The organism is Bacillus sp. URHA0034 (genome assembly GCF_056280405.1).
The window spans coordinates 387,493-409,795 of the sequence record NZ_JBWCDK010000001.1 but is presented as its reverse complement, the minus strand read 5'-3'; the positions used below and the strand labels follow the sequence as shown (position 1 = coordinate 409,795).

Here is a 22,303-nt window from a genome sequence, read left to right as displayed (position 1 = left end):
CCTTATATTATTTTCCTTTTGCTAACATCATTGGTTGGAAACATTGAAGATTATTTGGATGAGGAACGAGAAAAATTTTTTTAAGAAATGGAGGAAATAGAAATGGGTAACTCAATGAAAATAACATTAGACGGAAAAGAATATACAGTGACATTAAACAATAATCGTACCGTAGAAGATATATTAAATATGTTACCGGTGGAATTGACAATGGGAAGATCTGGTGGGCACCATTATTGGGATTCGATTCCAAAAAGACCGTCAATCAAGGGAGTGCCTGTGACCTCAAAACCACATGCAGGTGGCATTTACTACTCTGATTTCGTGCGTGCGCTTGCAGTATTCTACGGTGATGGCACCGTACCTGTGGGGCTTGTGCATATTGGAGACACAAATAAGAATGTTATTTCACAGTTAGCCACATCTGGTAATAGTGTAAAGGCTAAAATTGAGGTTAGTGAGTAACTTTTCAGTTTTAGTATTACAAAATAATAAGATTTAATAAGAGACAATCCATTGCGTTAAATTGCAATAAAATCAAAATGATACAAACGAAAGTGAGGAAACAACATTGGAAAAACACGGAATTGAAAATGGTACAGCCGTTACATTAACTGTTGGCGATGCTGTAATTCCTGCAACGTTGAATGATAATATGGCAGCTCAGGATTTGATTTCCAGACTTCCTTATACAATTACTCTGCATCGTTATGAGTATGATTATTGTGGTGTTATGGATAATCCGCTGGAATATGATAAAAAGGATGAACACAACGGTTGGAAGAATGGGGATATTGATTTTGCCGTTGTTGGTAACTACTTTAGTATCCTTTTTGATGGCGAAGAAGTTTCCGAAAGTTATAGTAATATGATTACATTAGGGCGGATAGACGAAGATTTATCTTTGATTAAAAGCCTTGGAAATACAATTAGGATTACTGTGGCATTGGCTGAATAGCCTTTATATGCTGATTTAAATGACTGCAATTATGCAGTCATTTTTATTATCTTCTTCCACTCCCTCAGTTTGATACGAATATCTCTTGAATGCTCACTTATTCGCAGGATTTCATAACCCTTGTAATTGGAATTACGTGAAATTGAAATGAGTCAGATCATCTTGGCTTCGTGAAGGCATAGTCAAATAAAGGAGTCAGCTACTACTCCATATTTTACCATATAATGCACATCTCCACGCCGCCCTGGAGGCTTTCCCTCCCATGTCTCAACGGGTCAATTGCCCTCTCATTCCTTCGTCATGCCTATCCAAGGGGTGGAGGCCAGTTATGCTAACCTGATGGGTCACGGTGCCCTTTTGTTAAAGAAACCTGGTACTCCGTGCATATTTGAAATCCTACGAATAAGACAACATTCAAAATTTAAGACTATTAGTCATACTGCTTCTATGCTGCTAACGGGATTGTTTCTTGTAATTTATTAGCACAGTAAGATTCGTTTCGCTTAGCTATACCTACAAAAATTCTTGCTAATTTACCGACCAACTTCATGATAGATTTCATTTTCTTAATCTTCTTGACCTTCACATTATATGCATGGATAGCTTTAAACTCAGGGTTATTCATCACAAGGCTCATGGTTGCTAGATAGAGGAAACGACGTAGTCTAGACCTCCCTCGTTTTGAGAGGACAATCTGCCCTTTCCATTTTCCTGAGCTTGCTTCAGCTAAATGAAGTCCTGCATGGCGTAATAGAGAATTCCCATGAGAAAACCCACTTAGATCTCCAGCCTCTCCTAAAATGCCAGCTAATGAAATTTCACTTATACCTTTAATCATAAGCAGCTTCCTTGCAAAGGGTATTTTATTTAGAACTTCTTTAACTTGTTGTTCAACTCTTTCGAGTTGTTTTATGGCGAGGTCATACTCCTCCAGTAATTGTTCTAAATGGAACTTATAAGCGTCCAGTGCTTGTACAGTTCCAATCGAGGATTTTGCTAGATTGATTAGTAATTGAGTCTTTTTGGGTCCTGGTTGTCGCTGCATTAAAGACTTCCATCCCCTCATGACATCTAGAGGCTCAAAGGAAGCTATTTCATTAGGAGTTGGAAATAATCGGAGGGTTGCGATTGCCCCTTTACAAGTAACATCTTTAAATACTTGTCTAAGTTCTGGAAATACAATATCTACCCATCTATGAATCTGATTGGTAGAGCTTACGAGACGTTTAACAATCACGTCACGATTAGAAATTAAAACTCTGAGTTTCTCAAAGGATTCAGATGAAGGGCGAACAAAGGAATAATAGCCGTTTTTCACCATATCAGCGATAACTAGTGCATCTTTTTTATCACTCTTTGATTGAGTGTTATCACGATTCTCCTTGTTTCTCTTTACTAGGTGGGGATTGACTGTTACTACCTCAATTTTTTGTTTAACAAGCCAGTTAGATAGGTTTTTCCAGTAGTGGCCAGTAGGTTCCATACCCACTATTGTGGAATCTAGATTTTTTAGTCTTTTTAACTTTTTAATCCAATTTTGCAGTTTAACAAACCCCTCTTCATTATTTACAAATGTAAGGGGATCTCCGACAACAATTCCACGGAAGTTAACAGCTCGAGCAACATGAAATTGTTGAGCAATGTCTACACCAACAATAAGATGTGTATCGGAAATTCTTTCTATTAGTTGATTTTGTTTGTCTTGCATTTTAAAATTCATAGTAGGGCTTCCTCCTTAAGAGTCTGAGTTAGAGTGGTGTCTATACTCATATCTTACTGAGGGGCTTTATTTTTTTCAAACCTGATATTTAACGATCTACAGGAATGCTAAACTGCCATGAAATTGAAGTGGAAGAACAAATAGAGAACCTAATGATCCCTAAGTTACTTATTCAGCCATTTATAGAGAATGCTGTCATTCATGGAATAGAGCCTTCGAAAGAAAGTGGTTTTATTAAAATAAGTGCTTATCAGAATTCCAACTCCATCCATATTGAAATTATTGACAACGGAGTCGGCATCGAAGAAGCACAACTTAATACGTTAAAAACGACACTGGATACCAACTATTCCACAGGTGTTAATCGTCTGAATGGAACAGGTTATGCCATTCATAATGTGAAAGAAAGGTTACGGCATGTGTATGGTGAACACGCAAAAATCCATATCCATTCTATAAAGGAAAGAGGAACACGAGTAGAAATTCACCTGCTTAATATAGAAAATGTGGGGGTAAGTAGATATGACCAAATTGTTAATAGTTGAAGACGAGTCAACCCTGCGTGAGGGGCTGGTCGAAATGATAGAGTGGAACCGATATGGAATCGATATTTGTACTCCCTGCAGAGATGGGTTGGAGGGTTATAACGAATTCATTAACGAAAAGCCTGACATTCTCTTGACCGATATTCATATGCCGCAAATGAGCGGGCTTGAATTATTAAAAAAAGCTAAGGAAACAGATTTAAATTTTGAAGCCATTTTACTCTCTGGATACAGTGAATTTAGTTATGCAAAAGAAGGCATCAAACTGGGCGCATTTGATTATTTACTGAAACCTTGCCTACCAGAGGATGTTGTCAGTACAGTTATAAAGGCAAAAGAAAAAATTGAAGACAAAAAAGAAATGACAAACATTCTTTCTCAATTAAAAACATCCTGGACCAAGCATGGAACGGAAAGCTTAGATACCAAACAAAAACCAGATGAAATGTTCGAGGTACTTACAAAGAATGAACCTATTCACAAAACCGTATCACTTTGGATTTACTTGCGAAAGAGGTATTTGTATCAACCGCCTATTTAAGTTCTTTATTTAAACAAGAACTAGGAATTAATTTTTTGGATTACCTTCATAAATACCGCATTAATAAAGCCAAACAACTTTTAAAAGAAAGTCTTAAAGTATACGCTGTAGCCAAATTAGTCGGCTATCAGGATGAACGTCATTTTAGCACCACCTTCAAGAAATGGACTGGTTAACACCTACGGAATATCAAAGGAAAATATAAAACATTAGCCCTTTCCTTTTTTTGGAAAGGGCTAATGTTTTATATTTAATTACTAAATTTATGAATTCGCTAAAGCTCCACCTAACGTTCACACTCAATTATTAGCCCTATTTTTAAAAGGTGGTGATTTGGGTATTTAACTAAGTCAAACGCTCCAACGAATATAATCTTGTCAAATCAACAAAACTGGAAGTGAGACCATTATAAACTTGCCAGTATTTTATTTGGAGAGTAATATCTGAGTCATGCAAAATAACCAAACATTAACCCCAACGAGAAAAAAAGAATACAAATCAGGAACATCATTCAATTATCGTCCTTAATTTAAAATTCTCTTCGATAAAGTTTAGTAGACATTGGACTTTCTCCATATAGGATAATTTCACAAGTCCGTGACCCTCGGAGCTCTTTTTAAATCCGAGTGGAACGGTACGCTTTACCAACAGAGCATAAATTTCCGATCACTAATGTTAATATTTTGGTGGAAGATTCCTACGGAGATAGAAGTTGGAGAATAAATTATTTAGATCAATCCCTGGAACTAGCTAAAAACCTTGATATATAACAGTCAATAAAAAATAGGAGACAAGCCTATCTGAAGTTAGAAGGATTTACTGAAAAAGAAGCATTAGAAAATCTAAGAAGACTATTTAATAGTTATGATGACTTTCAAATCAATGCACCCTATAGTGTAAGTACATTATTTCACAAGGTCGCATGGACAAAAGCCACCATATATCAATGATAGCTAATCTTTTAACTTTTATTAAACAGACTAGATAAGTCATTGTTGTCCAAAAAACACTGAAACTCCAAACATCAACGCTTGGTAATTGATGCCTGTTGTCTCGTTTACTTTTCCTCTTTTTTCGATTTTAGCCAACTGGGAAGCAACCTGAATCCAATCTATTCAGAACACAGGTTGCATAATTGGTTTTCCCACGCGCCTCTAACCTCTCGCCGGTTTCTTTTGCCACTTCTTCAAGTTCGAGGGTTTCCATCTTTCACATCGGTACAATGAGCACTACATACCGGAACATATCTTTTATATAAAATTAAGGCTATAGCAATGGTAGTTAATATTAAAAATATCATTTCATCCCTCCCAATCAACTAAGCTTCAAGTAAATGTGAATGGTCTGTATTTAACGGACAATTTCTTAATTGATGTAAAGTGTATTGGTCTTTTGAGATTTCATATAAATCATATAGATTTCTATCTGCGTTTAATTTCTCATACATTGATTTTCTTGTTTCATTTGCTTTTACAACATAAGGTAGTTTTTCGGCTGCTTTTATGGAACGGATATTTTCTTTTCGAATACGCATAAAAACAGATTCAATACCCCGTTCGTAAAATATTTCATTAAAAAAAGCGTCTTTAGCCGCGCTATTATATCCTTTTCCATGATAAGGTTTTCCAAGCCAAGTTCCTAAAAATCCGAAATTACCTTCTATATCGAATAAAGTAATGGTACCGATTGGATTCCCACATTCATCAAGAATCGTCCGGGATAACAATTCCCCTCTCTCTTCTACCTCAATGGTTTGTTTTGTAATAAATAAAAATTCTTCATATGAACCAGCTTTTTGGCGGACGTAAGGGAAGACATCCGGATGCTTCATTAGTTCGTATAATAAGAAACTTTCATAGAGATCTCTTTTCTTGAGCATGACAATCACTCCTTAGGGGGTATTTCGATTACTAAAATATTTCATTTTAATTTCCTTAATTTTTTAAATTAATGTTCCTAAAAATATACATCAATCAATTATTTCTCACATGTATACAATTATTAATTGAGACATAATTTCTGCAATTACTAAATATCCAAAATTGGTGCACTTATGCACAAATGAATTAATATTGTGAATGAATTTACAAGGTCTTTACAAAATAAGAAATTAAGATATTAAGAGAATTCTGCACTAAGGTAATTCAAAATCAGGAAAACAAAAGATGGTTTAACCAATTGCATTAATTGGCAAACCCATCTTTTTTAGAACCTCTAAAAGGAAAATTGCTTATAATATATAATTTACTGGTATCAATATAGCTCTGAAAAGATGATAATTTCACAGTAGTTAATATAAAAATGGTCTCCCAAACCAGTCAACTTTGTATTTTTGGAGACCATTTCTTTAGATAAATTTAGTTGGCTCACTCTCATGAATCTCTATATTTTCCTTTTTCCATTCGTTAACACATGTATAAATCTTACTCAAAGCGTTAGTAATAGTTTTTGATTCCTTCGTCATTAAAGGTCCTGCGATTGCTAAAATAAGGACATAAAGAGCAGTAAATGATATAAGAATAGAATTCAATCCTGCTGTGATTCCCAATTGTGCTAAAACAATGGAAAACTCCCCTCTTACCATGGTGGTTAGACCAATGTTGGTTGAAGCTTTATAGGATAACCCAGCACTTCGTCCGGTAATCAATCCAGCCACCACATTGCCTCCAATGGTTAAAATAGCAGCTCCTATAGCCAGCCAGCCAGCATTAGCTAAGGTTGTTGGATCAATACTTAAGCCACAATTGAAGAAAAATATTGCCCCAAATAAATCTCTAAACGGAATTACGAGATGTTCAATTCGTTCACGTTGCTCCGTTTCAGAAAATACCAGTCCTAATAGCAATGCACCGATTCCTTCTTCAACATGCAGGATTTCTGAAAAACCGGCTACAAAAAACAAAATGGCAAAAATAACGATAATGAAAATTTCATTTGACTTTATTTTCAACCATTTATTTAACAATGAGGACCCTTTTCGGGCTATGACAAAGAATAACATCATATAACCGAATGAAATCATGACTGACGTGATTATTCCTACAACTGATGCAGATTCAGCAAGCAAGATTCCCGAAATAGTCGCTAAATATAGAGCCAAGAAAAGATCCTCAAACAAAATGATACCTAGAATTAGCTCCGTTTCAGGATTTACTGTTCTTTTTAAATCCACAAGAACCTTTGCTACAATTGCAGAAGAGGACACGCTTAAAATACCTGCAATAATAAAAGTCTCCATCCACGGCATGCCCATAATGATCCCATAAGCAATGCCTAGACCAAAATTGATTGCAACGTGTATACTACCTCCCACTATAATATTGCGCCCGGATTTCATTAGTTTTCCTACTGAGAATTCCAGTCCTAAGTAAAATAGGAGAAATAGGACACCAATACGTCCCAAAAACTGAATGATATCATTATTTTGGATAAATTCTATATGTGGACCTACTACCATTCCCAAAATAATCAAAAATGGAACAATCGAAAACTTTAACTTATTTGCAATAATTGAGCCAAGGGCAACTAGAATAAGTGCTATACCAATCTCAAATATTAAATGATTCATCTATATCTTTCACCTCTTGTTGAAAAAGTTTACATAAACGTTTTTATTAGTTTTTTAAACTATTTATATAATTTTAAAAATCATGAATTAAAAAAATTTGGCTTCAGCTTGTTAAAAGAATGATATTGAATAAAATTCCCCGTACCATGCAAGTACAGGGTTTTATTTATTGGAGTTATTTTGTTACATGAAGAGTATGATTTGATTTAAGCAGCTTTTAGAGTTTTTTCTTCTGCATCTGCAACACTACGTGGTAACATTTTTTTAAAAACGACTGGTGTTAATACACAGGAAATGACTGCAACAAGAATAAAGGTCCCGCCCATTTCTGCACTGATTACACCTATTCTTTGACCAATAGTTGCTCCAGCAATCACAAGCGAAAGGGTTGAAGTTAGTAGAAAACCTGAAGCAACTACTGTTTTTTGGTCATACCATTTCCTTAGGATAAGAACAGGAATAAATTTGGACAATAACAGTGCGAAAAGCAGAAGTGGGATTAGTAGCAGCATTTTTTTCTGGCTTAACAATGACCATAGATCCAAGTTCACACCAATCATCACAAAAAAGATAGGAATAAAAAATCCATACCCAAACGAATCCAATTTATGAACCATTTTTTTGTTCGGAGACAGCAAGGATACCAGTACCCCAGCAAGAAACGCCCCAAGTATGTTCTCAGCTCCAACAAACTCCGATATAGCGACCAATACAATTAGAAGAGTAAAAATTGCTCTTGTACCTATCTGTGTGGTTCCTGATGCCAAAACTGAAACAAATTTTCGTCCCTTAAACCTGTTGGCTACTAGATAGAGTACGACGCCCGCAGCAAGTAAAATTAAAATCATCCAAACATTGCCGCTGTCTTTACTATTTAATGAAACAAAAATGGCAAGAAGGATCATTGTAACAAAATCAGCAATAACAGCGGTAAGCAAGATAATCTGACCAATGTTTGTCTTCATCAAATGAGCTTCCTTTAACGTAGGGACAACAACGCCTAGAGAAATCGTTGATATAATTAAAGTCATAAGTAAGACATTATCAATAAAGCCTGCGAAAACAAATAGATAAGATAATGCTAAGGAAGCAATGAAAATCCCTGCAAAAATCATGCCTGCTATCAGAAAGCTATTTGGTTGAACGTTCGCTATTCTTGTTTTCTTCCCTTTCTTGATGGAAAAGGTACTAAAGTCAATTTCAATTCCACTTAAAAACATAAGAAATAAAAATCCTAGAGTTGATAGAATTTCGAGCCAAGCATCTTCATGCACAATATTAAATCCACTCTTCCCAATGATTAACCCCATAATGATTTCGGCAACCACTACAGGAACAAATCGCAATTTTAACTGATATAACAGGATTGGTGTAAAAAACGCGACAATAGTTACAATTAGAAGCGACATAATTGAAGTATGCTGTTCCATCTAATTCCTCCTTTAATCAAAATATTTTGGAAACTCCACCATTTTTCTGGAAAAGTGTGTTATTTGAACATCTGTTTATTATTATAAAGACATTAAGAATGCTTTTAATTGTTAAATTGAATTGGTATTAATAATGGATAAATTAATACTTTTTAAGACCAAATTTTAGGGTCGATTAATAACAACCTCTTTTGATATGGCTGATTTTCCTGGACCCTGGCATAAATGAAAAAAACTCCAGACTAAATGGTTTGGTGTCTTGTATGTTCGCTAAAATTGATGTTTTGATCTCAACTTTTTAACCTCTAAAATACTTTTTTTCTTGACGCATTAAGGAAGTGGTATGTCCTGCAACCTCCGTAAAAGCCAACCAAACCTTCAAAAACCCAAAACAGCGATAGCCCTGCCTCTCTACCGCCCTTACGGTTCCGAGACCGTTCCAGAAGGATTGGGAACAAGTAGTCTTTTTTGTTTAATTTCAAAAGAAATATAAGATAGAATTTAAAAATTGCGAAATTGCTGCGACTTTTTTGTAGTAAACTAATGGATTAATCGTTATTTAACAGCCTATTAGCTGATTTTTTCCTTATGTCCATGCGAAGCTTCTTCCATCAAATTAAATATAGCTTCTATACCATTCTTTTGAATCTCTTCAATTAGTTTTTTTAATCGTTCTTTACGCAGATTAGCAGCCTCCCTTATTTCACTGGAGGCAACAGTAGTAATGTCAACCTTTTTGTAAATATTAGACATACTAATCTTCCTTTCTTTAATGAAAAAGGGTTGGTAAAAAAATAAATAAATGTATATTAACGAGCTGCATATTAAACTAGTACAAATAATTTTTAAAAGAACTCACCTATAGAAACTCCAATTGCTCTGACTTTTCCACTTTGGTAGGCTTCCTCCATAGCACGATAAATCCCGTGATAGTCATTAAAAGGCTCGTGCATCAAAAGCAGGTCAATATAATCGAGCTTCATCGTCCGCAACGATTCATCAATCGTATTCACTGCTTTTCGGTAACCGCCTGACGGTATATACAATTTGGTTGTAATAAACAGTTTTTCGCGTAGCACCCCAGATTTTCGGATTGCATTTCCGACAGCTTTCTCATTGCCATATACCTGTGCAGTATCTATAGAACGATATCCAACATCGATTGCATCCAAAACGCATCGCTCGCATTCTCTGGCACTGATTTGATAAACACCATATCCCAAAATCGGCATTTTCACACCATTATTCAAAGTGATAGACTCCACAATTTCCCTCCTTATTGAAAAACACTTCTTGCCCTTTGGTCCAACTTGTAAGATTATTCCACAATGTTAAACCACGGACCGGAAGTTTGAATTACAGTCCAAAGTTTTTCTGGAAGCTCAAGTTCGCTTACTTTTGACTTCTTAATTGCGATCTCAATTTCAGCTTCTTTACCATTCTGGACTTTTTCAACCCAGTCTGGATTCATGATTAAAGCTTGCCCAATCGCTGCTAGGGTTAGACCCTTATCTAATGCAGTTTTAACGTCATTCGGAGTGGACATAGAACCAGCTGCCATTAAAGGAACTCTGCCATTTACATGTTCCACAAGTAATTCAAGATATGTTTTTTCATCTTGACTATCGACCGGCTTTGCAGAAAGGGTATAAAACAACGAAGCATGTATATAATCAACATCTTCTTCAATAAGGCGATTAATTAATTCATAAGTATCCTTCATTCGCAAACCACCCTCTTGATGTTCGTCAGGTGAAATTCTGTACCCCAAAACAAATGGTTTTGTTGCGTACTTTTTAATCACATTTTTAATTTCCTGAACGACCGCAAGTGGGAAGCGCAAGCGATTTTCTAGTGAACCTCCCCATTCATCCTCGCGTCTATTAAAGAATGGGGAGAAGAAGTTTTGAAGTAAAAACCCATGGGCACCGTGAATTTCAACACCATCAAAACCAGCTTCAATGGCTCTTCTTGTTGTTTCTCCGAAGGCATGAATTACTTCTAGGATTTCATCAAGCGAAAGCTCTCTTGGTAATAACGCAGGAGCAAATTCGGAAGCTTCAGTCTCTAAAGCACTGGAACTAACCACTTCGCCATCTGGAGTTAAAGTCGGTAATGCTTTGTTTCCAGCATGGAAAATCTGAAGGATCGCAGGAGCTCCACCACTTTTCGCGGCTTCAGCTAATTTACGTAAACTTGGAATAAATTTATCGTCATAAGCTGCGAATTCATTTGTAAAACCAATACCATTTGGTTGTACATGTGTACATCCAGTTATGACAAGTCCTACTCCATTGACTCTTCTTTGGTAATATTTCACTTCTTCATCTGATATGGTGTAGTCATCGTTACTTGACCAAGTTGTCATTGGTGACATAATTACTCTATTTTTAAGGATAACTCCATTTTTAAATGTGAATGATTCAAATATGTTGCTATATTGAGTGTTCATTTTTTTACCTCTTTCTATATGCTAATTGCTATGATGCAGTTAGTGTTGTTTTTTTAGAGTGTTCAATCGTTACAATTATGAATTTTTATATCGTACCTCGACACCTTCCAATTATAAACGAACGTTCATTTATTTATATTCTAAAAAATACCTCTTTAATTTAACCCCATACTAGATTTTCATTCAGTACAAGTGTTTATACTCAATGATAAACGAATGTTCGTTCATTATTTAGCAAAAAAATAAATTCAGTTGAATAATAAACGAACATTCGATTATAGTCAATGGATATTTTTTATTAATCTTAGAGAGGGATGATGTTAATGTAGGTTTCAAGCTTTTACAGCATCCCAACTCATTTTAACAATTTCATTTATAATTTTCTCATTTATTTCCGTAATTCCAATAAAATGCTCTTTAGCAACTTGTATCACCGGGTTAAAGGTATACTTAACCAGTAGTTCCGTACCAACTTGTTTAAAAACATTTTGTTTTTTCCCATTTTCAAATAAACCATAGAGAGGTTTAAACAACTCTGTACTTTCATCACGAGAAATATTTTGAAGAAGTGGTGAATTTTGAAACTGTTCGATAAATAAAAAGTAATCTTTGTTTGTCAAGATAAAATCAACATATTTTATTAATGAGGTTTCAAATGCCTTTTGTATTGATATTGAATCATCGAAGTTATTGAAAATGGCTAAACTCATCTTCTTTTTGGCATACAAATATAATTTATTAAGCAAATCCTCCTTATTTTCAAAATAAACATAAATAGTTGAAGCAGAAACCTTGGCTTTTTTAGCAATTTTGGACATAGAGGTCTCGGCAAGACCTTGTTCATTTATTAGTTCTAATGCAGCATTAAAAATGCTTTCGTTTTTATTTTCATCTTTATATCTCATACCTGAATATTAAATGAACGTTCGATTAATGTCAAGTTGAATTGAAAAGCAATATTTACCACATTATTACAAACCTACCCCGTTCAACAAGTAAAAATGACCGCCGCGCGATCATCATCCTTAACGTTTGTTTTAAGTATATTCCTTCACAATTTTCATTGAATATGATCACCTATTCTCTACTATAAATTCCTATCTATGTTCTAACCTTTAAGATTATTCCACAATGTTAAAACAAGGACCGGAAGCTTGAATGACAGTCCAAAGTTTTTTTGGAAGCTCAAGTTCTTAATACTATTGATTGTAATGCATAGCGACTTGACAGTGAATACACCAAAAAGCTAACATAGTTTTAACTAAAAGTTAAAGCAGGTGTTCGCATGTACAATAGACAAATCTATACATTTATTCAAGTAGTAGACTATGGGAGCTTTTCCAAAGCAGCAGAAAAATTGTTTATCTCTACCGTATCCGTAATGAAACAAATCAATGCTCTTGAAGGTCATATAGGAGTGAAACTACTGGAGAGAACAAACCAAGGCGTATTTTTGACCGCAGCCGGACGCTCTATTTATGAAGATGCAAAGCGGATGATTCAAGCTTCCGACAGCGCCATCCAGCGTGCCAGACAGATTGCAGGTGAAGAACAATACGTTATCCGAGTTGGAACTTCTTTGCTGCGTCCATGCAAGGTACTGATGGATCTATGGTCGAAAATTAATGACGGCAATTTACGTTTCCAGATAAAAATAGTCCCCTTTGAAGACGATATGACCTCAACTGTTGCCTCCTTAGGTAAGGAGATCGACTGTTTTGTAGGTCCCTGCGGCTCTATTCAGTGGATGAAGCAATACAATGTCCATTTGCTTGGAATGAATCAATGCTGCATAGCTGTTTCACACAAACACCGACTAGCAAAGAAAAAGCTATTGAAATGGGAAGATTTATACGGAGAAACTCTTATGCTTGTAAAACGTGGCGAAGCTCCGGTTTTAGACCGCCTTCAGGATGAGATTGAAGCAAAACATCCAGAAATCCATATCATAGACACATCAAATTTCTATGATGCAGATGTTTTCAATAAATGTGAACAGATGAACTATGTTATGGAAACACTGGATATCTGGGCAGATGTACATCCTTCCCTTGTGACGATTCCTGTAGAATGGGATTATGAGGTTCCCTTTGGGATTGTTTATGCTAATGAGCCATCCAAAGCTGTCATGGCTTTTATTGATGCAATCGATAAGGCAAGAGTTTTGAAATAATTCGTGTCCAATTGTGTATTTGGCAATTAAAACATACTGTTTATGGCAGTATGTTTTCATAGTGTTGAAAAACAACATCGTCAAGAAAATTCCTGAGAACTCTCAGGAATTTCTCTCTTTTTTAATATAGTAAATTGAATCGTTCATCCGCATCGTCTATAATTTTATATGTGAGGTGTAGACCAATATTCTGTAACGAGCGGAGTTTGGTCCACTTTTTCAAGTTTTGAATGATGGCAGTCATCAAAACTTGTGTCATCACTTTTTGGGCTCCACGGTAACACGCATAGCGTAAACCGTGGAGTTCTTTACTATGCGCAAAACTTAATTCAATGGTAGCTGGTCGAACCAGCTTTAATATTTTTCCCCGGTATGATAACCGTTGTTCGTGCAACTTATCATATATTCCCTGATGAATTGATATTCGGAGAGTCCGGTCTTCCCCAGGTTTTTTGGCAAACGGACAACCATTACATCCTCCTTTCGGAGGCTTAAACTCATGATATCCCTGCCGGGTCGTTGTTTTATAATAAAACGGGACGCCACAAGGGCAGCTGTAAAGATCCTCTCTCACTTTCCGGAACTTTGTCTTGCGACATTGTGGATGTTCCTTCGTTGACGGACGCCGATATGAGATATAAGTAAATATCTTTCGCTCAAACAATCCTTGGGCCAATTTGGCATTATGGTATCCGGCGTCAAGGGCTATTTCCTTACAGTAGCTACCAAACAAATCCGTAAGGAATCCAACTGGGACAGGAGAATCTTATGGCCGGGCACATTGGCAGCGGTCACCTCGGTTCCAATAATAAAGTTGTGGAGGGTATCCACAATACGGTGTTCAAAGTATGCGAACCGTCCACGTTCATCGTGCTTTACGGATAATGCCGCATCGGGGTCAACAGGGGATTTATTTTTCTTTTTTATAGTCCTCTTTACCTCTTTCGCTTTGAGTGGTTTCTTGCCGTACCGGTTCCTGAAATCATTGATGACTTTAAGGTCTTCCTCATCTTCTTCAATAGCCATATCTACATTTTCGGACTCACGAATTCTCTTATTCGCATTTGCTTTTAATTCAGTTTCATCAGCTGCCCATGTTTCCAGCGACAAAAACCCCTCCCGGTTAATCTCAAGCAAATGCCGATTAAAAAGATTCAGCCAAAACTGCGGACCACCAAGGCGTTTCCACAGAAATTTTGAAATGGTGGAATGGTCTGGCACTTTTTGAAAGGGGGAAATCCCCAGAAACCATCGGTATGTCATGTTCTGTTGGACGTGTTCACAAGTAAGACGAACCGAACGGAAGCCTTCCAATTTCTGAATCATGAGGATTTTGATTAATATAACAGGATCAGCTGAAGGACGGCCATTTGGCTTAGGGTAGTACTTTTTCAGCTTCTCAAAAAGATCAAACCAGTCCATAACCTTGTCAATTTCAACCAATTTGTGTGAAGGATTATAAGCTTTAAGATAAAAGGCCCTATTTTGTTCCACTTCTTGTGGAGTGTAAGAGAAAAGCATAAAAAAACCTCCTCTACAATAATGATTGTGAGGAGATTGTAAAAAAAATTTGACACTTTGTCCATTGACAAGTGACTTTATCAACAGAATGAAAACATACTGTTTATGGCAGTATGTTTTTGAATGTAAAAAAGCTGCTGAAAATATGCAAGAAATGCAATAAAAATTTGCATATCTTCAACTTTTTATAATTTGGGATATTAAACAAAAGCCCTAGTTCGTTCAAGTGCAATCCTTCACAAATAACACCATAATTGAAGAGGAAAGGCATATTATCCTCCTTTTTCAAAAAATTAGAAAGTTTTATTTATGCCATCAATCTATAAAATCCTTTCTAACAATATCCCCAAATCCTTCGCCATGACATGTGGTGGATAAGGCATTCCATCCTTTAACCACGATTCCAATACGCCTACGTATGCATTTGCGGCGAAATTTACAATAACATCTTCATTTAGACTGTGATTTTTTCCTGCTTCTATATTTACTTCATCCTTGAACTCTCCAATAAGAAACTCAAGGAATTTACTGCGAAAAGAAGGAGCCCCTTTACTCGCCAACATGGTTGAAAAGAATAAATAATTGCTTTCAAAGTATTCAAAAAAGATCCGAGTCGCATCTACCCACTCCCTTTCGCATGCCCATTCACTTGTTTCCCTTAACTTGTTTATATGTTCTTCCATCAGCTTATCCAGCAGGTCATATTTATCTGTATAGTGTAGGTAGATGGTTCCCCGGTTTACATTTGCCCTATCGGAAATATCTTGAATAGTAATGTCATCAAAACCTTTTTCAGTCATAAGTTCGATAAGAGCATTTTTAATGGCTGCTTGGCTTTTGGTTATTCTTCTATCTACTTTCGGCATTGTTTGTTCACCAACTTTCCTTAAGATAAAAGCTGCCTCAATGACAGCCCTATTTTATACAATTACTTGCTTTCCCTCTCCCCCACGGCTAAATCAAGAGGTCATGTGGACGGAATAAACCTATAAATTCCTATCTAGCAAAATCCTCACTTGTTCTGCAATAACTTGACGTGATTCGGATAATCCGTTGATAATCCACGTTTCTACTATCTCTACGATGGCAGCTCCAAAAAATCTAAGAATTAAATCTTTACTTAATCCTTTATTTTTTCCTTCGGTTACATCTACTTCATCCTCCAACTCCTCGATAACAAATTCTAGGAAATGCCTACGAAAAGAAGGAGCTCCTTTACTCGTTAACATGGAAATATCGCACAATTTCAATCAGCTTGTGCAATAACGCACAAATTGTGGGATTTTGATTATTGCAGACATCCTCTTTTCATTTTATATTATATACAGATGTGCGATACCATATCAACGTGCGATTTACTAATACATCAAATTTAACTACCTTCGGAATAATAGAAGAGTTAATTAAATTCATAGAGGAGGTTTAATAATGGATCGTGTTGAAAAGAGCAAAGAAAAGTTCAATCAACTATTTGGTGCGGGAGTAACTGCCGCACATGCTACTGATCCTGATTTTCAGGACATCCTTAGCCATTTCATTTTTGGGGAAGTTTTTTATCAAGGTAATCTAGATGACAAACAGCGTGAGTTGATCACTCTGGTGGTTCTTACTACCAACCAGACGTTGCCCCAACTAAAAGCACATGTGGGTGCAGCACTAAATGTGGGGCTAACACCTGTAGAAATTAAAGAGGCTGTTTACCAGTGTGCTCCGTACATTGGATTCCCGAAAACGTTAAATGCTATCAATGAAGTCAATGAGGCATTCAAAGCGAAAAATATTGCTTTACCGATTGAAAGTCAAACAACTATAGATGAAGATAATCGTTTTCAAAAAGGTCTTGACGTTCAAGTCGAGATTTTCGGAGATGTCATTAAAAAAATGCAAGAGAGTGCCCCGTCAAACCAAAAGCATATTCAGGAATATCTTTCTACTTTTTGCTTCGGAGATTTCTATACCCGTGGCGGACTCGATTTGAAAACACGGGAGTTGTTGACAATCTGTATCGTTAGTAGCTTAGGCGGTACTGAAAGTCAGATTAAGGCACATGTGCACGGTAACAAAAATGTGGGCAATGACAAGGAAACATTAATCACCGCCATCACCCACTGCCTACCATATATGGGCTTTCCAAGAACACTGAACGCATTGGCTTGCGTTAACGAAATTATTCCTGAAAATTAAGAAAGGGTGTTATTATTTATGTCTAATATTCAAGATAAAGTTGTCATTATTACGGGTGCTTCTTCTGGAATTGGAGAAACTACTGCAAGAGAACTTGCGTCCAAAGGTGCGAAGTTGGTACTCGCAGCTCGTCGTGAAGATCGATTAAAGAAATTGCAAGATGAGATCCAAACCAGTGGCGGTCAAGCTATTTATAAAGTGACAGATGTAACTTCTCGCGGACAGATGGAAGAACTAGCTGCCTATGCTCTAAAGGAATTTGGAAAAATAGATGTATTAGTAAACAATGCTGGGCTTATGCCACAAGCTTTTCTTGCTGAAAATAAAGTGGACGAGTGGGATAAGATGATTGATGTCAACATCAAAGGTGTTTTATATGCCATCGCTGCTATCGTTCCATCTATGAGAGAACGCAAATCCGGTCATGTTATCAATCTTTCTTCTGTAGCAGGACATAACATCTACCCAGGTGGAACGGTTTATTGTGGAACCAAATTTGCAGTTAGAGCCATTTCTGAAGGTTTACGTCAAGAAGAAGCGATGAGTGGCACCAATATCCGAGTTACTAATATTTCTCCTGGGGCTGTTAGTAGTGAATTGTTAGAAACGACAACTGACCCAACGATGAAAGCGGGATTGGATGAATTTTATAAAATTGCAATCGATGCGGATAGTGTGGCTCGTGCCATCGCATTTGCCATTGAGCAACCATCAGATGTAGCCATTAATGAAATGATTGTACGTCCAACTGTTCAAGTAGGTTAATAATAAAAAAATATATTGGAGGAATTAAAATGACAAAACATGAAGAAGTAAAAAATGGCGTTATTTTCCCAGTAGGAGAGAAAAATGAAGCATATGCACAATATTTCGTAGGACAAAGTTATCTTAAATCATTAATTGCTGATCCTAAAGTGAATGTTGGTGTTGGGAATGTGACCTTTGAACCAGGATGCAGAAATAACTGGCATATCCATCGTGATGGATTTCAACTTTTATTAGTAACTGGCGGCGAAGGTTGGTACCAAGAAGAAGGAAAACCTGCTCAATTATTAAAAGCTGGTGATGTTATTGTTACTCATGATGGTGTAAAACACTGGCATGGTGCCGCAAAAGACAGTTGGTTTGAACACATTGCAATCACTGCAGGTACTCCGGAATGGTTAGAACCTGTTTCAGACGATGTGTATGAAAATGCAACAAAATAAATTGTAAAATATAAGATCAAAAAATGGTAAAACAAACAGAGGACTAGATCTACTAGATTGCTGAAGTTTGATCGAGAAACGGTTGATACATTCTCTTTAACCTGCCCCAACTATGTAAATTGGGGCAGTTATTGTTTTTGGACAACCATGATTTTCTTAGTAGAATCCGCCATATTCTATGCAGAGTGATCAAGCTGGACTATTTGGATTATTAGGTGTAGCTGGTGCACTGGGTGCGAACATTATCGGGCGTTTAAGTGAAACAAAAATCGTCAAATTTATTGGTGTGACATGTATTGGAATCACTCTAATCTCGTATTTAATTTTTGGTTTGTTCAGTATGAATATTTGGGGAATGGTAATAGGCGTAATCTTATTAAGCTTAGGTGTTCAAAGTGCACAGGTATTTTACCAAATTAAACTTTATAGCCTAAGTGATGATGAAAGAAGCAGAATAAACACTGTTTTTGTGGTAAGCAATTTTATCGAGCTGCAGGATCTACATTAGGGGCTATGGCATGGAACTATTATGCTTGGAACGGAGTATGTATTTTAGGAATAACTGCCGTTCTAATCGCGTTATGGATAAATTCGCGTATAAAAAGTTAAGAAGACATAAAATTTGGAGATAGGGGCGAATGGATTGCCCTGTTTTAAGTTGATTTGTACTATGCATTACATCGCAGAATGACACACGGTGCTCATATGGAAAAGCCCCTATATTATTTCCCTTTTGCTAACATCATTATTCTTTATGACTCGTTCCTTTTCAGAAGGACTTTTTGGTGACCTTACTAAGGTCATAGACAGTGACATGAACCCGAAATGGCTTGGAAGAGGAGCCAATTGATAAACACAAAAATTCATATGGCATGCGGAGATAAGGATATTCTGCTTTATCTACCCTGTCTGAAGCAGAATACCGTATTAATTGGTAAGGTAAAGTAGCAAGTGACGAGAGAAAATGTAATCAATCAGGAGGAAACAAACATGGGACAGATTATAAAAATGGAGCTCAATGGAAAAGAATACACTGTCAAATTGAATGATAACAAGATTGCGGAAGAATTCGCACAATTGCTGCCTTTTGCAACCTCTGTGTCTGAATATAAGATGAGTCATTATTGGGGGTATATCCCTAAGAGACTGTCAACTCCGAAAGAAATAAAAACCTCAAGACCGCTTAAAGGCAGTGTTTATTACGCAGATCATTTAACAGCAATTGCTGTTTATTATGATGATCCTGGCAGCATTGCACCCTATGTAATTTACCATCTGGGGGATGTTGTGGAGGATATGTTTGAATTAAAAAATGCCGATTATCAAATTAGGTTAAAGGTTAGTGAGTAACTTTTCAGTTTTAGTATTACAAAATAATAAGATTTAATAAGAGACAATCCATTGCGTTAAATTGCAATAAAATCAAAGTGATACAAACGAAAGTGAGGAAACAACATTGAAAAAACACGGAATTGAAAATGGTACAGCCGTTACATTAACTGTTGGCGATGCTGTAATTCCTGCAACGTTGAATGATAATAAGGCAGCTCAGGATTTGATTTCCAGACTTCCTTATACAATTACTTTGCATCGTTATGAGTATGATTATTGTGGTGTTATGGATAATCCGCTGGAATATGATAAAAAGGATGAACACAACGGTTGGAAGAATGGGGATATTGATTTTGCCGTTTTTGGTAACTACTTTAGTATCCTTTTTGATGGCGAAGAAGTTTCCGAAAGTTATAGTAATATGATTACATTAGGGCGGATAGACGAAGATTTATCTGTGATTAAAAGCCTTGGAAATACAATTGGGATTACTGTGGCATTGGCTGAATAGCCTTTATATGCTGATTTAAATGACTGCAATTATGGGGCTGTTGACAAAATGGGGAGGGAGCTTCGCTCCCTCCCCATTTTGTCTCTTTTACGATATTATTAGTTTATAACCACTTTATTTTCAACTCTTTGGTGCTAATTCATAACCTTTATCATTCGTTTTAGATTTATTGCCAACGCCGAAAAGAGACATTGCTCATGAATTTTTTCAATGCCCCTTTTATAGGTTTTATATAGGTTGTGTTTAATTTTCATGGTTCCGAAGGAACCTTCGCACCAAACTCTTCTTAATTTTTGAACCTGTTTGTATTCCTTTGTTTTTGTCCTCTGCATATTTTCCTCTAATAACTCATGTGCAATCGGACGAGAAATAGTTCTCCTACTTGCAGTCTTTCCAAAACATTTTTCTCTAAAAGGGCAGACTTTACAGTCTTTGGTTTTCGCAGAATAAGTTTTATAATAATGCTCACCTTTAATCATTAAATGAGTAAAGGTGAGCTCTTTTTGATTTGGGCAAGTATATGTATCTGTTTCTCTGTCATAAATAAAATCACGGTAGGAAGTTGTATCAAAAGCATTACCATACTTAATTGGACTTATATAACCTGTTATTTCAAGTGTTTTTAATCCATGATGAATAGGAGTTGTGTCGTACCCTCGATCTGCTCCTACATTTTTAATATCTAATTCAAACTTGTCTTGAATAACCTTTAATCTTTCAACGAAGGGCTCGCAATCATTTATGTTTCCCGGGCTCGGATGAATATCTACAATAATTCCGTTTTTTGTATCAATACTGGTGTGAGCTAAGTAGTGGGGACCAGTTGGCTTTCCAGGACGACATAACACACCAGCGTCAGAATCCGTTTTTACAACTGAGATTGTTTCAGTAGATGGACCTTTTGGCTTTCGTCCCCGTTTTTTCGTTCCAGATTCTTTCCTTTTTTCCTAGCCTTCCTTCCTCCGTTGTTCCATCAATCGTTCATCTTGTTCCTTCTTAGCTTTAAACGTCCCCTGCACCTTTGTCCAAACCAATGCCCGGACAATTCCTCCAGCGTCATCCTTGCCTCTTTTTATTACCCTTCTTTTTGCATAAAATCAGAAAGGAAAGAGATTGCCTTTTCTTCATCATCACCATCAGCAATAATGTTGATTTCAGTTCCGGGTCTTACAGCCCGGCTCATTAGTCCCATAATACTTTTTGCATTTACTTTTATCCAGTCTTTTTCAAGGAGAATTTCCGAAGAAAAGCGGTTTGCTCCCTGAACGAATAGTGTAGCAGGACGCGCCTGAAGCCCTGTTTTTAATTTTATCTCAACTTGTTTTACTAGCATTTCACAAACCTCCTCAAAAGTTTTGTCTCTTTTTTCGGATCCATTTTAACAGCTGCAATTTTCTAGTAATTTCATCAATTTTTTTTTTGTAAGCAGTGGTTAGTTCCTTACTTGCGAACTCACCACCTTATACCCATACCGCTGATTTCTCTAAGGTAACGTCCTGTTCTTGAGATTCTAATATGTACCTCTTGTATCATTACAAAAGATTCAGTATTATCAAAATACGAGGACCTGTCCGAATACTGCTATAATACCTGCTAACTATTCCCCTTTTTGTACATTAAAAATTTTTGTCTTTATTCTTTCAATCTTTAATTTTTTATTTAATCTACGTAATGTAGGCTTAAATCCGTAGATTCTGTAGTTATCGTTCCATTTTGTGCCAAAGCAACTCGTACGGAATGAGAGAAAGAAAGATCAGAAGTGCTGGCATCCTAAATATTTTATTTATGCTCTTAACCTAGACCTTTAAATTTTAAGTATTTTACAAAATCGATACTTTACCAACTATTATCTGTCTCCTAATGACTATTTTGTTTCTTATTTTTTATAACGAGGGGGGAGTAACATTCATTTCCATATTACTTAACCTCTGGTTCTGGTAATTATCCTCAATAACTTTAACCAATTCCTCAATTATATCGTTTAGCTTCATCTGGCTAGTATCATTTCCAAGAATAAAAGTAGTTTTACATATCAACATTTCTTCATGCTCAATCACAGAAATGCCCCCGTTCTTAATTATATACACGAAATTACATTACCTAACCAATAACATTCATTGAAAATTGAATTTTACATTATGACAAGTTTTTTTAAAACTA

At 36.2% G+C, this 22,303-nt stretch carries 26 protein-coding genes and 1 pseudogene; 12 read left to right on the top strand and 15 right to left on the bottom strand.

The window, feature by feature from the left end; all coding sequences use genetic code 11:
- Positions 1 to 102 precede the first annotated feature (102 nt).
- A complete protein-coding gene (locus ACZ9EE_RS02100; RefSeq protein WP_476025009.1) occupies positions 103 to 465 on the top strand; it encodes a cyclophilin-like fold protein in 363 nt (120 codons plus the stop codon).
- 106 nt (positions 466 to 571) lie between these two features.
- Positions 572 to 958: a cyclophilin-like fold protein gene (locus ACZ9EE_RS02095; RefSeq protein ID WP_476025008.1), complete on the top strand. Its 387-nt coding sequence runs from the start codon at positions 572 to 574 to the stop codon at positions 956 to 958.
- A gap of 445 nt (positions 959 to 1,403) precedes the next feature.
- Here the strand turns inward: ACZ9EE_RS02095 and ACZ9EE_RS02090 are convergent, their stop codons facing one another.
- Positions 1,404 to 2,678, bottom strand: coding sequence for an IS110 family RNA-guided transposase (locus tag ACZ9EE_RS02090; RefSeq protein WP_476025007.1), 1,275 nt, complete (start codon positions 2,676 to 2,678; stop codon positions 1,404 to 1,406).
- 152 nt (positions 2,679 to 2,830) lie between these two features.
- Between ACZ9EE_RS02090 and ACZ9EE_RS02085 the strand changes: the two genes are divergently transcribed.
- The 3 genes from ACZ9EE_RS02085 to ACZ9EE_RS02075 are packed head-to-tail and all read left to right on the top strand — an operon-like array spanning position 2,831 to position 3,940.
- Entirely contained in the window at positions 2,831 to 3,223 is a 393-nt protein-coding gene (locus ACZ9EE_RS02085; RefSeq protein WP_476025006.1) for a sensor histidine kinase, read from the top strand.
- On the top strand, positions 3,201 to 3,764 hold the full coding sequence (locus ACZ9EE_RS02080) for a response regulator (RefSeq protein WP_476025005.1): 564 nt from the start codon (positions 3,201 to 3,203) through the stop codon (positions 3,762 to 3,764). Before ACZ9EE_RS02085 ends, ACZ9EE_RS02080 begins: the two co-directional genes overlap by 23 nt.
- Positions 3,719 to 3,940 carry a helix-turn-helix transcriptional regulator gene (locus ACZ9EE_RS02075; RefSeq protein ID WP_476025004.1) on the top strand — a complete coding sequence of 74 codons (222 nt, stop codon included), beginning with the start codon at positions 3,719 to 3,721 and terminating at the stop codon, positions 3,938 to 3,940. Before ACZ9EE_RS02080 ends, ACZ9EE_RS02075 begins: the two co-directional genes overlap by 46 nt.
- Before the next feature lie 1,142 nt (positions 3,941 to 5,082).
- On the opposite strand, the gene ACZ9EE_RS02070 is transcribed toward ACZ9EE_RS02075, so the two are convergent.
- The 7 genes and pseudogenes from ACZ9EE_RS02070 to ACZ9EE_RS02040 form a co-directional block, all read right to left on the bottom strand.
- The gene (locus ACZ9EE_RS02070; RefSeq protein ID WP_476025003.1) at positions 5,083 to 5,643 is read right to left on the bottom strand and encodes a GNAT family N-acetyltransferase; all 561 of its coding nucleotides are present in this window, start codon (positions 5,641 to 5,643) and stop codon (positions 5,083 to 5,085) included.
- A gap of 468 nt (positions 5,644 to 6,111) precedes the next feature.
- Positions 6,112 to 7,332 (bottom strand): cation:proton antiporter, encoded by a 1,221-nt coding sequence (locus ACZ9EE_RS02065; RefSeq protein ID WP_476025002.1) that lies wholly within the window; start codon positions 7,330 to 7,332, stop codon positions 6,112 to 6,114.
- Positions 7,333 to 7,550: 218 nt separating this feature from the next.
- Positions 7,551 to 8,762: pseudogene (locus ACZ9EE_RS02060) on the bottom strand (cation:proton antiporter); the annotation flags it as partial.
- Between the two features lie 570 nt (positions 8,763 to 9,332).
- Complete coding sequence (locus ACZ9EE_RS02055; RefSeq protein ID WP_476025001.1) at positions 9,333 to 9,515, bottom strand: hypothetical protein; 183 nt, start codon at positions 9,513 to 9,515, stop codon at positions 9,333 to 9,335.
- Positions 9,516 to 9,607: 92 nt separating this feature from the next.
- A complete protein-coding gene (locus tag ACZ9EE_RS02050) occupies positions 9,608 to 10,027 on the bottom strand; it encodes an aldo/keto reductase (RefSeq protein ID WP_476025000.1) in 420 nt (139 codons plus the stop codon).
- Between the two features lie 53 nt (positions 10,028 to 10,080).
- On the bottom strand, positions 10,081 to 11,214 hold the full coding sequence (locus ACZ9EE_RS02045) for an NADH-dependent flavin oxidoreductase (protein WP_476024999.1): 1,134 nt from the start codon (positions 11,212 to 11,214) through the stop codon (positions 10,081 to 10,083).
- 332 nt (positions 11,215 to 11,546) lie between these two features.
- Positions 11,547 to 12,119, bottom strand: a complete 573-nt coding sequence (locus ACZ9EE_RS02040) for a TetR/AcrR family transcriptional regulator (protein WP_476024998.1) — start codon at positions 12,117 to 12,119, stop codon at positions 11,547 to 11,549.
- Positions 12,120 to 12,499: 380 nt separating this feature from the next.
- Between ACZ9EE_RS02040 and ACZ9EE_RS02035 the strand changes: the two genes are divergently transcribed.
- On the top strand, positions 12,500 to 13,387 hold the full coding sequence (locus ACZ9EE_RS02035; protein ID WP_476024997.1) for a LysR family transcriptional regulator: 888 nt from the start codon (positions 12,500 to 12,502) through the stop codon (positions 13,385 to 13,387).
- A gap of 121 nt (positions 13,388 to 13,508) precedes the next feature.
- On the opposite strand, the gene ACZ9EE_RS02030 is transcribed toward ACZ9EE_RS02035, so the two are convergent.
- The 4 genes from ACZ9EE_RS02030 to ACZ9EE_RS02015 all read right to left on the bottom strand — a co-directional run bounded on the left by ACZ9EE_RS02030 (position 13,509) and on the right by ACZ9EE_RS02015 (position 16,137).
- Positions 13,509 to 13,961 carry a transposase gene (locus tag ACZ9EE_RS02030; RefSeq protein ID WP_476024996.1) on the bottom strand — a complete coding sequence of 151 codons (453 nt, stop codon included), beginning with the start codon at positions 13,959 to 13,961 and terminating at the stop codon, positions 13,509 to 13,511.
- Between the two features lie 131 nt (positions 13,962 to 14,092).
- Positions 14,093 to 14,908, bottom strand: coding sequence for a transposase (locus ACZ9EE_RS02025; protein WP_476024995.1), 816 nt, complete (start codon positions 14,906 to 14,908; stop codon positions 14,093 to 14,095).
- A gap of 320 nt (positions 14,909 to 15,228) precedes the next feature.
- Entirely contained in the window at positions 15,229 to 15,774 is a 546-nt protein-coding gene (locus ACZ9EE_RS02020) for a TetR/AcrR family transcriptional regulator (RefSeq protein ID WP_476024994.1), read from the bottom strand.
- 120 nt (positions 15,775 to 15,894) lie between these two features.
- The gene (locus tag ACZ9EE_RS02015) at positions 15,895 to 16,137 is read right to left on the bottom strand and encodes a TetR-like C-terminal domain-containing protein (RefSeq protein WP_476024993.1); all 243 of its coding nucleotides are present in this window, start codon (positions 16,135 to 16,137) and stop codon (positions 15,895 to 15,897) included.
- Between the two features lie 199 nt (positions 16,138 to 16,336).
- On the opposite strand from ACZ9EE_RS02015, the gene ACZ9EE_RS02010 reads away from it, so the two are divergent.
- From ACZ9EE_RS02010 to ACZ9EE_RS01985, 6 genes are all read left to right on the top strand, one after another.
- Positions 16,337 to 17,092, top strand: coding sequence for a carboxymuconolactone decarboxylase family protein (locus ACZ9EE_RS02010; RefSeq protein ID WP_476024992.1), 756 nt, complete (start codon positions 16,337 to 16,339; stop codon positions 17,090 to 17,092).
- A gap of 18 nt (positions 17,093 to 17,110) precedes the next feature.
- Positions 17,111 to 17,857, top strand: coding sequence for an SDR family oxidoreductase (locus ACZ9EE_RS02005; RefSeq protein WP_476024991.1), 747 nt, complete (start codon positions 17,111 to 17,113; stop codon positions 17,855 to 17,857).
- A gap of 29 nt (positions 17,858 to 17,886) precedes the next feature.
- A complete protein-coding gene (locus tag ACZ9EE_RS02000; protein WP_476024990.1) occupies positions 17,887 to 18,300 on the top strand; it encodes a cupin domain-containing protein in 414 nt (137 codons plus the stop codon).
- Between the two features lie 178 nt (positions 18,301 to 18,478).
- Complete coding sequence (locus ACZ9EE_RS01995) at positions 18,479 to 18,808, top strand: hypothetical protein (RefSeq protein ID WP_476024989.1); 330 nt, start codon at positions 18,479 to 18,481, stop codon at positions 18,806 to 18,808.
- A gap of 482 nt (positions 18,809 to 19,290) precedes the next feature.
- Positions 19,291 to 19,650 (top strand): cyclophilin-like fold protein, encoded by a 360-nt coding sequence (locus tag ACZ9EE_RS01990; RefSeq protein WP_476024988.1) that lies wholly within the window; start codon positions 19,291 to 19,293, stop codon positions 19,648 to 19,650.
- A 106-nt stretch (positions 19,651 to 19,756) separates the two neighbouring features.
- Complete coding sequence (locus ACZ9EE_RS01985; RefSeq protein ID WP_476024987.1) at positions 19,757 to 20,143, top strand: cyclophilin-like fold protein; 387 nt, start codon at positions 19,757 to 19,759, stop codon at positions 20,141 to 20,143.
- Between the two features lie 134 nt (positions 20,144 to 20,277).
- Here the strand turns inward: ACZ9EE_RS01985 and ACZ9EE_RS01980 are convergent, their stop codons facing one another.
- The 3 genes from ACZ9EE_RS01980 to ACZ9EE_RS01970 all read right to left on the bottom strand — a co-directional run bounded on the left by ACZ9EE_RS01980 (position 20,278) and on the right by ACZ9EE_RS01970 (position 22,200).
- Positions 20,278 to 20,991: a transposase gene (locus ACZ9EE_RS01980; RefSeq protein WP_476024986.1), complete on the bottom strand. Its 714-nt coding sequence runs from the start codon at positions 20,989 to 20,991 to the stop codon at positions 20,278 to 20,280.
- A 227-nt stretch (positions 20,992 to 21,218) separates the two neighbouring features.
- Positions 21,219 to 21,476, bottom strand: coding sequence for an HPr family phosphocarrier protein (locus ACZ9EE_RS01975; protein WP_476024985.1), 258 nt, complete (start codon positions 21,474 to 21,476; stop codon positions 21,219 to 21,221).
- Between the two features lie 550 nt (positions 21,477 to 22,026).
- On the bottom strand, positions 22,027 to 22,200 hold the full coding sequence (locus ACZ9EE_RS01970; RefSeq protein ID WP_476024984.1) for a hypothetical protein: 174 nt from the start codon (positions 22,198 to 22,200) through the stop codon (positions 22,027 to 22,029).
- Between the last annotated feature and the right edge of the window lie 103 nt (positions 22,201 to 22,303).

Bases quoted from the DNA above. Each gene is read 5' to 3' on its own strand.
- ACZ9EE_RS02000 (WP_476024990.1), top strand. From the start codon at position 17,887: ATGACAAAACATGAAGAAGTAAAAAATGGCGTTATTTTCCCAGTAGGA.
- ACZ9EE_RS02080 (WP_476025005.1), top strand. From the start codon at position 3,201: ATGACCAAATTGTTAATAGTTGAAGACGAGTCAACCCTGCGTGAGGGG.
- ACZ9EE_RS02045 (WP_476024999.1), bottom strand. From the start codon at position 11,214: ATGAACACTCAATATAGCAACATATTTGAATCATTCACATTTAAAAAT.
- ACZ9EE_RS02010 (WP_476024992.1), top strand. From the start codon at position 16,337: ATGGATCGTGTTGAAAAGAGCAAAGAAAAGTTCAATCAACTATTTGGT.
- ACZ9EE_RS02070 (WP_476025003.1), bottom strand. From the start codon at position 5,643: ATGCTCAAGAAAAGAGATCTCTATGAAAGTTTCTTATTATACGAACTA.
- ACZ9EE_RS02100 (WP_476025009.1), top strand. From the start codon at position 103: ATGGGTAACTCAATGAAAATAACATTAGACGGAAAAGAATATACAGTG.
- ACZ9EE_RS02065 (WP_476025002.1), bottom strand. From the start codon at position 7,332: ATGAATCATTTAATATTTGAGATTGGTATAGCACTTATTCTAGTTGCC.
- ACZ9EE_RS02090 (WP_476025007.1), bottom strand. From the start codon at position 2,678: ATGAATTTTAAAATGCAAGACAAACAAAATCAACTAATAGAAAGAATT.
- ACZ9EE_RS01975 (WP_476024985.1), bottom strand. From the start codon at position 21,476: ATGCTAGTAAAACAAGTTGAGATAAAATTAAAAACAGGGCTTCAGGCG.
- ACZ9EE_RS02025 (WP_476024995.1), bottom strand. From the start codon at position 14,908: ATGCTTTTCTCTTACACTCCACAAGAAGTGGAACAAAATAGGGCCTTT.
- ACZ9EE_RS02020 (WP_476024994.1), bottom strand. From the start codon at position 15,774: ATGCCGAAAGTAGATAGAAGAATAACCAAAAGCCAAGCAGCCATTAAA.
- ACZ9EE_RS02035 (WP_476024997.1), top strand. From the start codon at position 12,500: ATGTACAATAGACAAATCTATACATTTATTCAAGTAGTAGACTATGGG.
- ACZ9EE_RS02085 (WP_476025006.1), top strand. From the start codon at position 2,831: ATGATCCCTAAGTTACTTATTCAGCCATTTATAGAGAATGCTGTCATT.
- ACZ9EE_RS02015 (WP_476024993.1), bottom strand. From the start codon at position 16,137: ATGTTAACGAGTAAAGGAGCTCCTTCTTTTCGTAGGCATTTCCTAGAA.
- ACZ9EE_RS02040 (WP_476024998.1), bottom strand. From the start codon at position 12,119: ATGAGATATAAAGATGAAAATAAAAACGAAAGCATTTTTAATGCTGCA.
- ACZ9EE_RS01995 (WP_476024989.1), top strand. From the start codon at position 18,479: ATGCAGAGTGATCAAGCTGGACTATTTGGATTATTAGGTGTAGCTGGT.
- ACZ9EE_RS02005 (WP_476024991.1), top strand. From the start codon at position 17,111: ATGTCTAATATTCAAGATAAAGTTGTCATTATTACGGGTGCTTCTTCT.
- ACZ9EE_RS01990 (WP_476024988.1), top strand. From the start codon at position 19,291: ATGGGACAGATTATAAAAATGGAGCTCAATGGAAAAGAATACACTGTC.
- ACZ9EE_RS02055 (WP_476025001.1), bottom strand. From the start codon at position 9,515: ATGTCTAATATTTACAAAAAGGTTGACATTACTACTGTTGCCTCCAGT.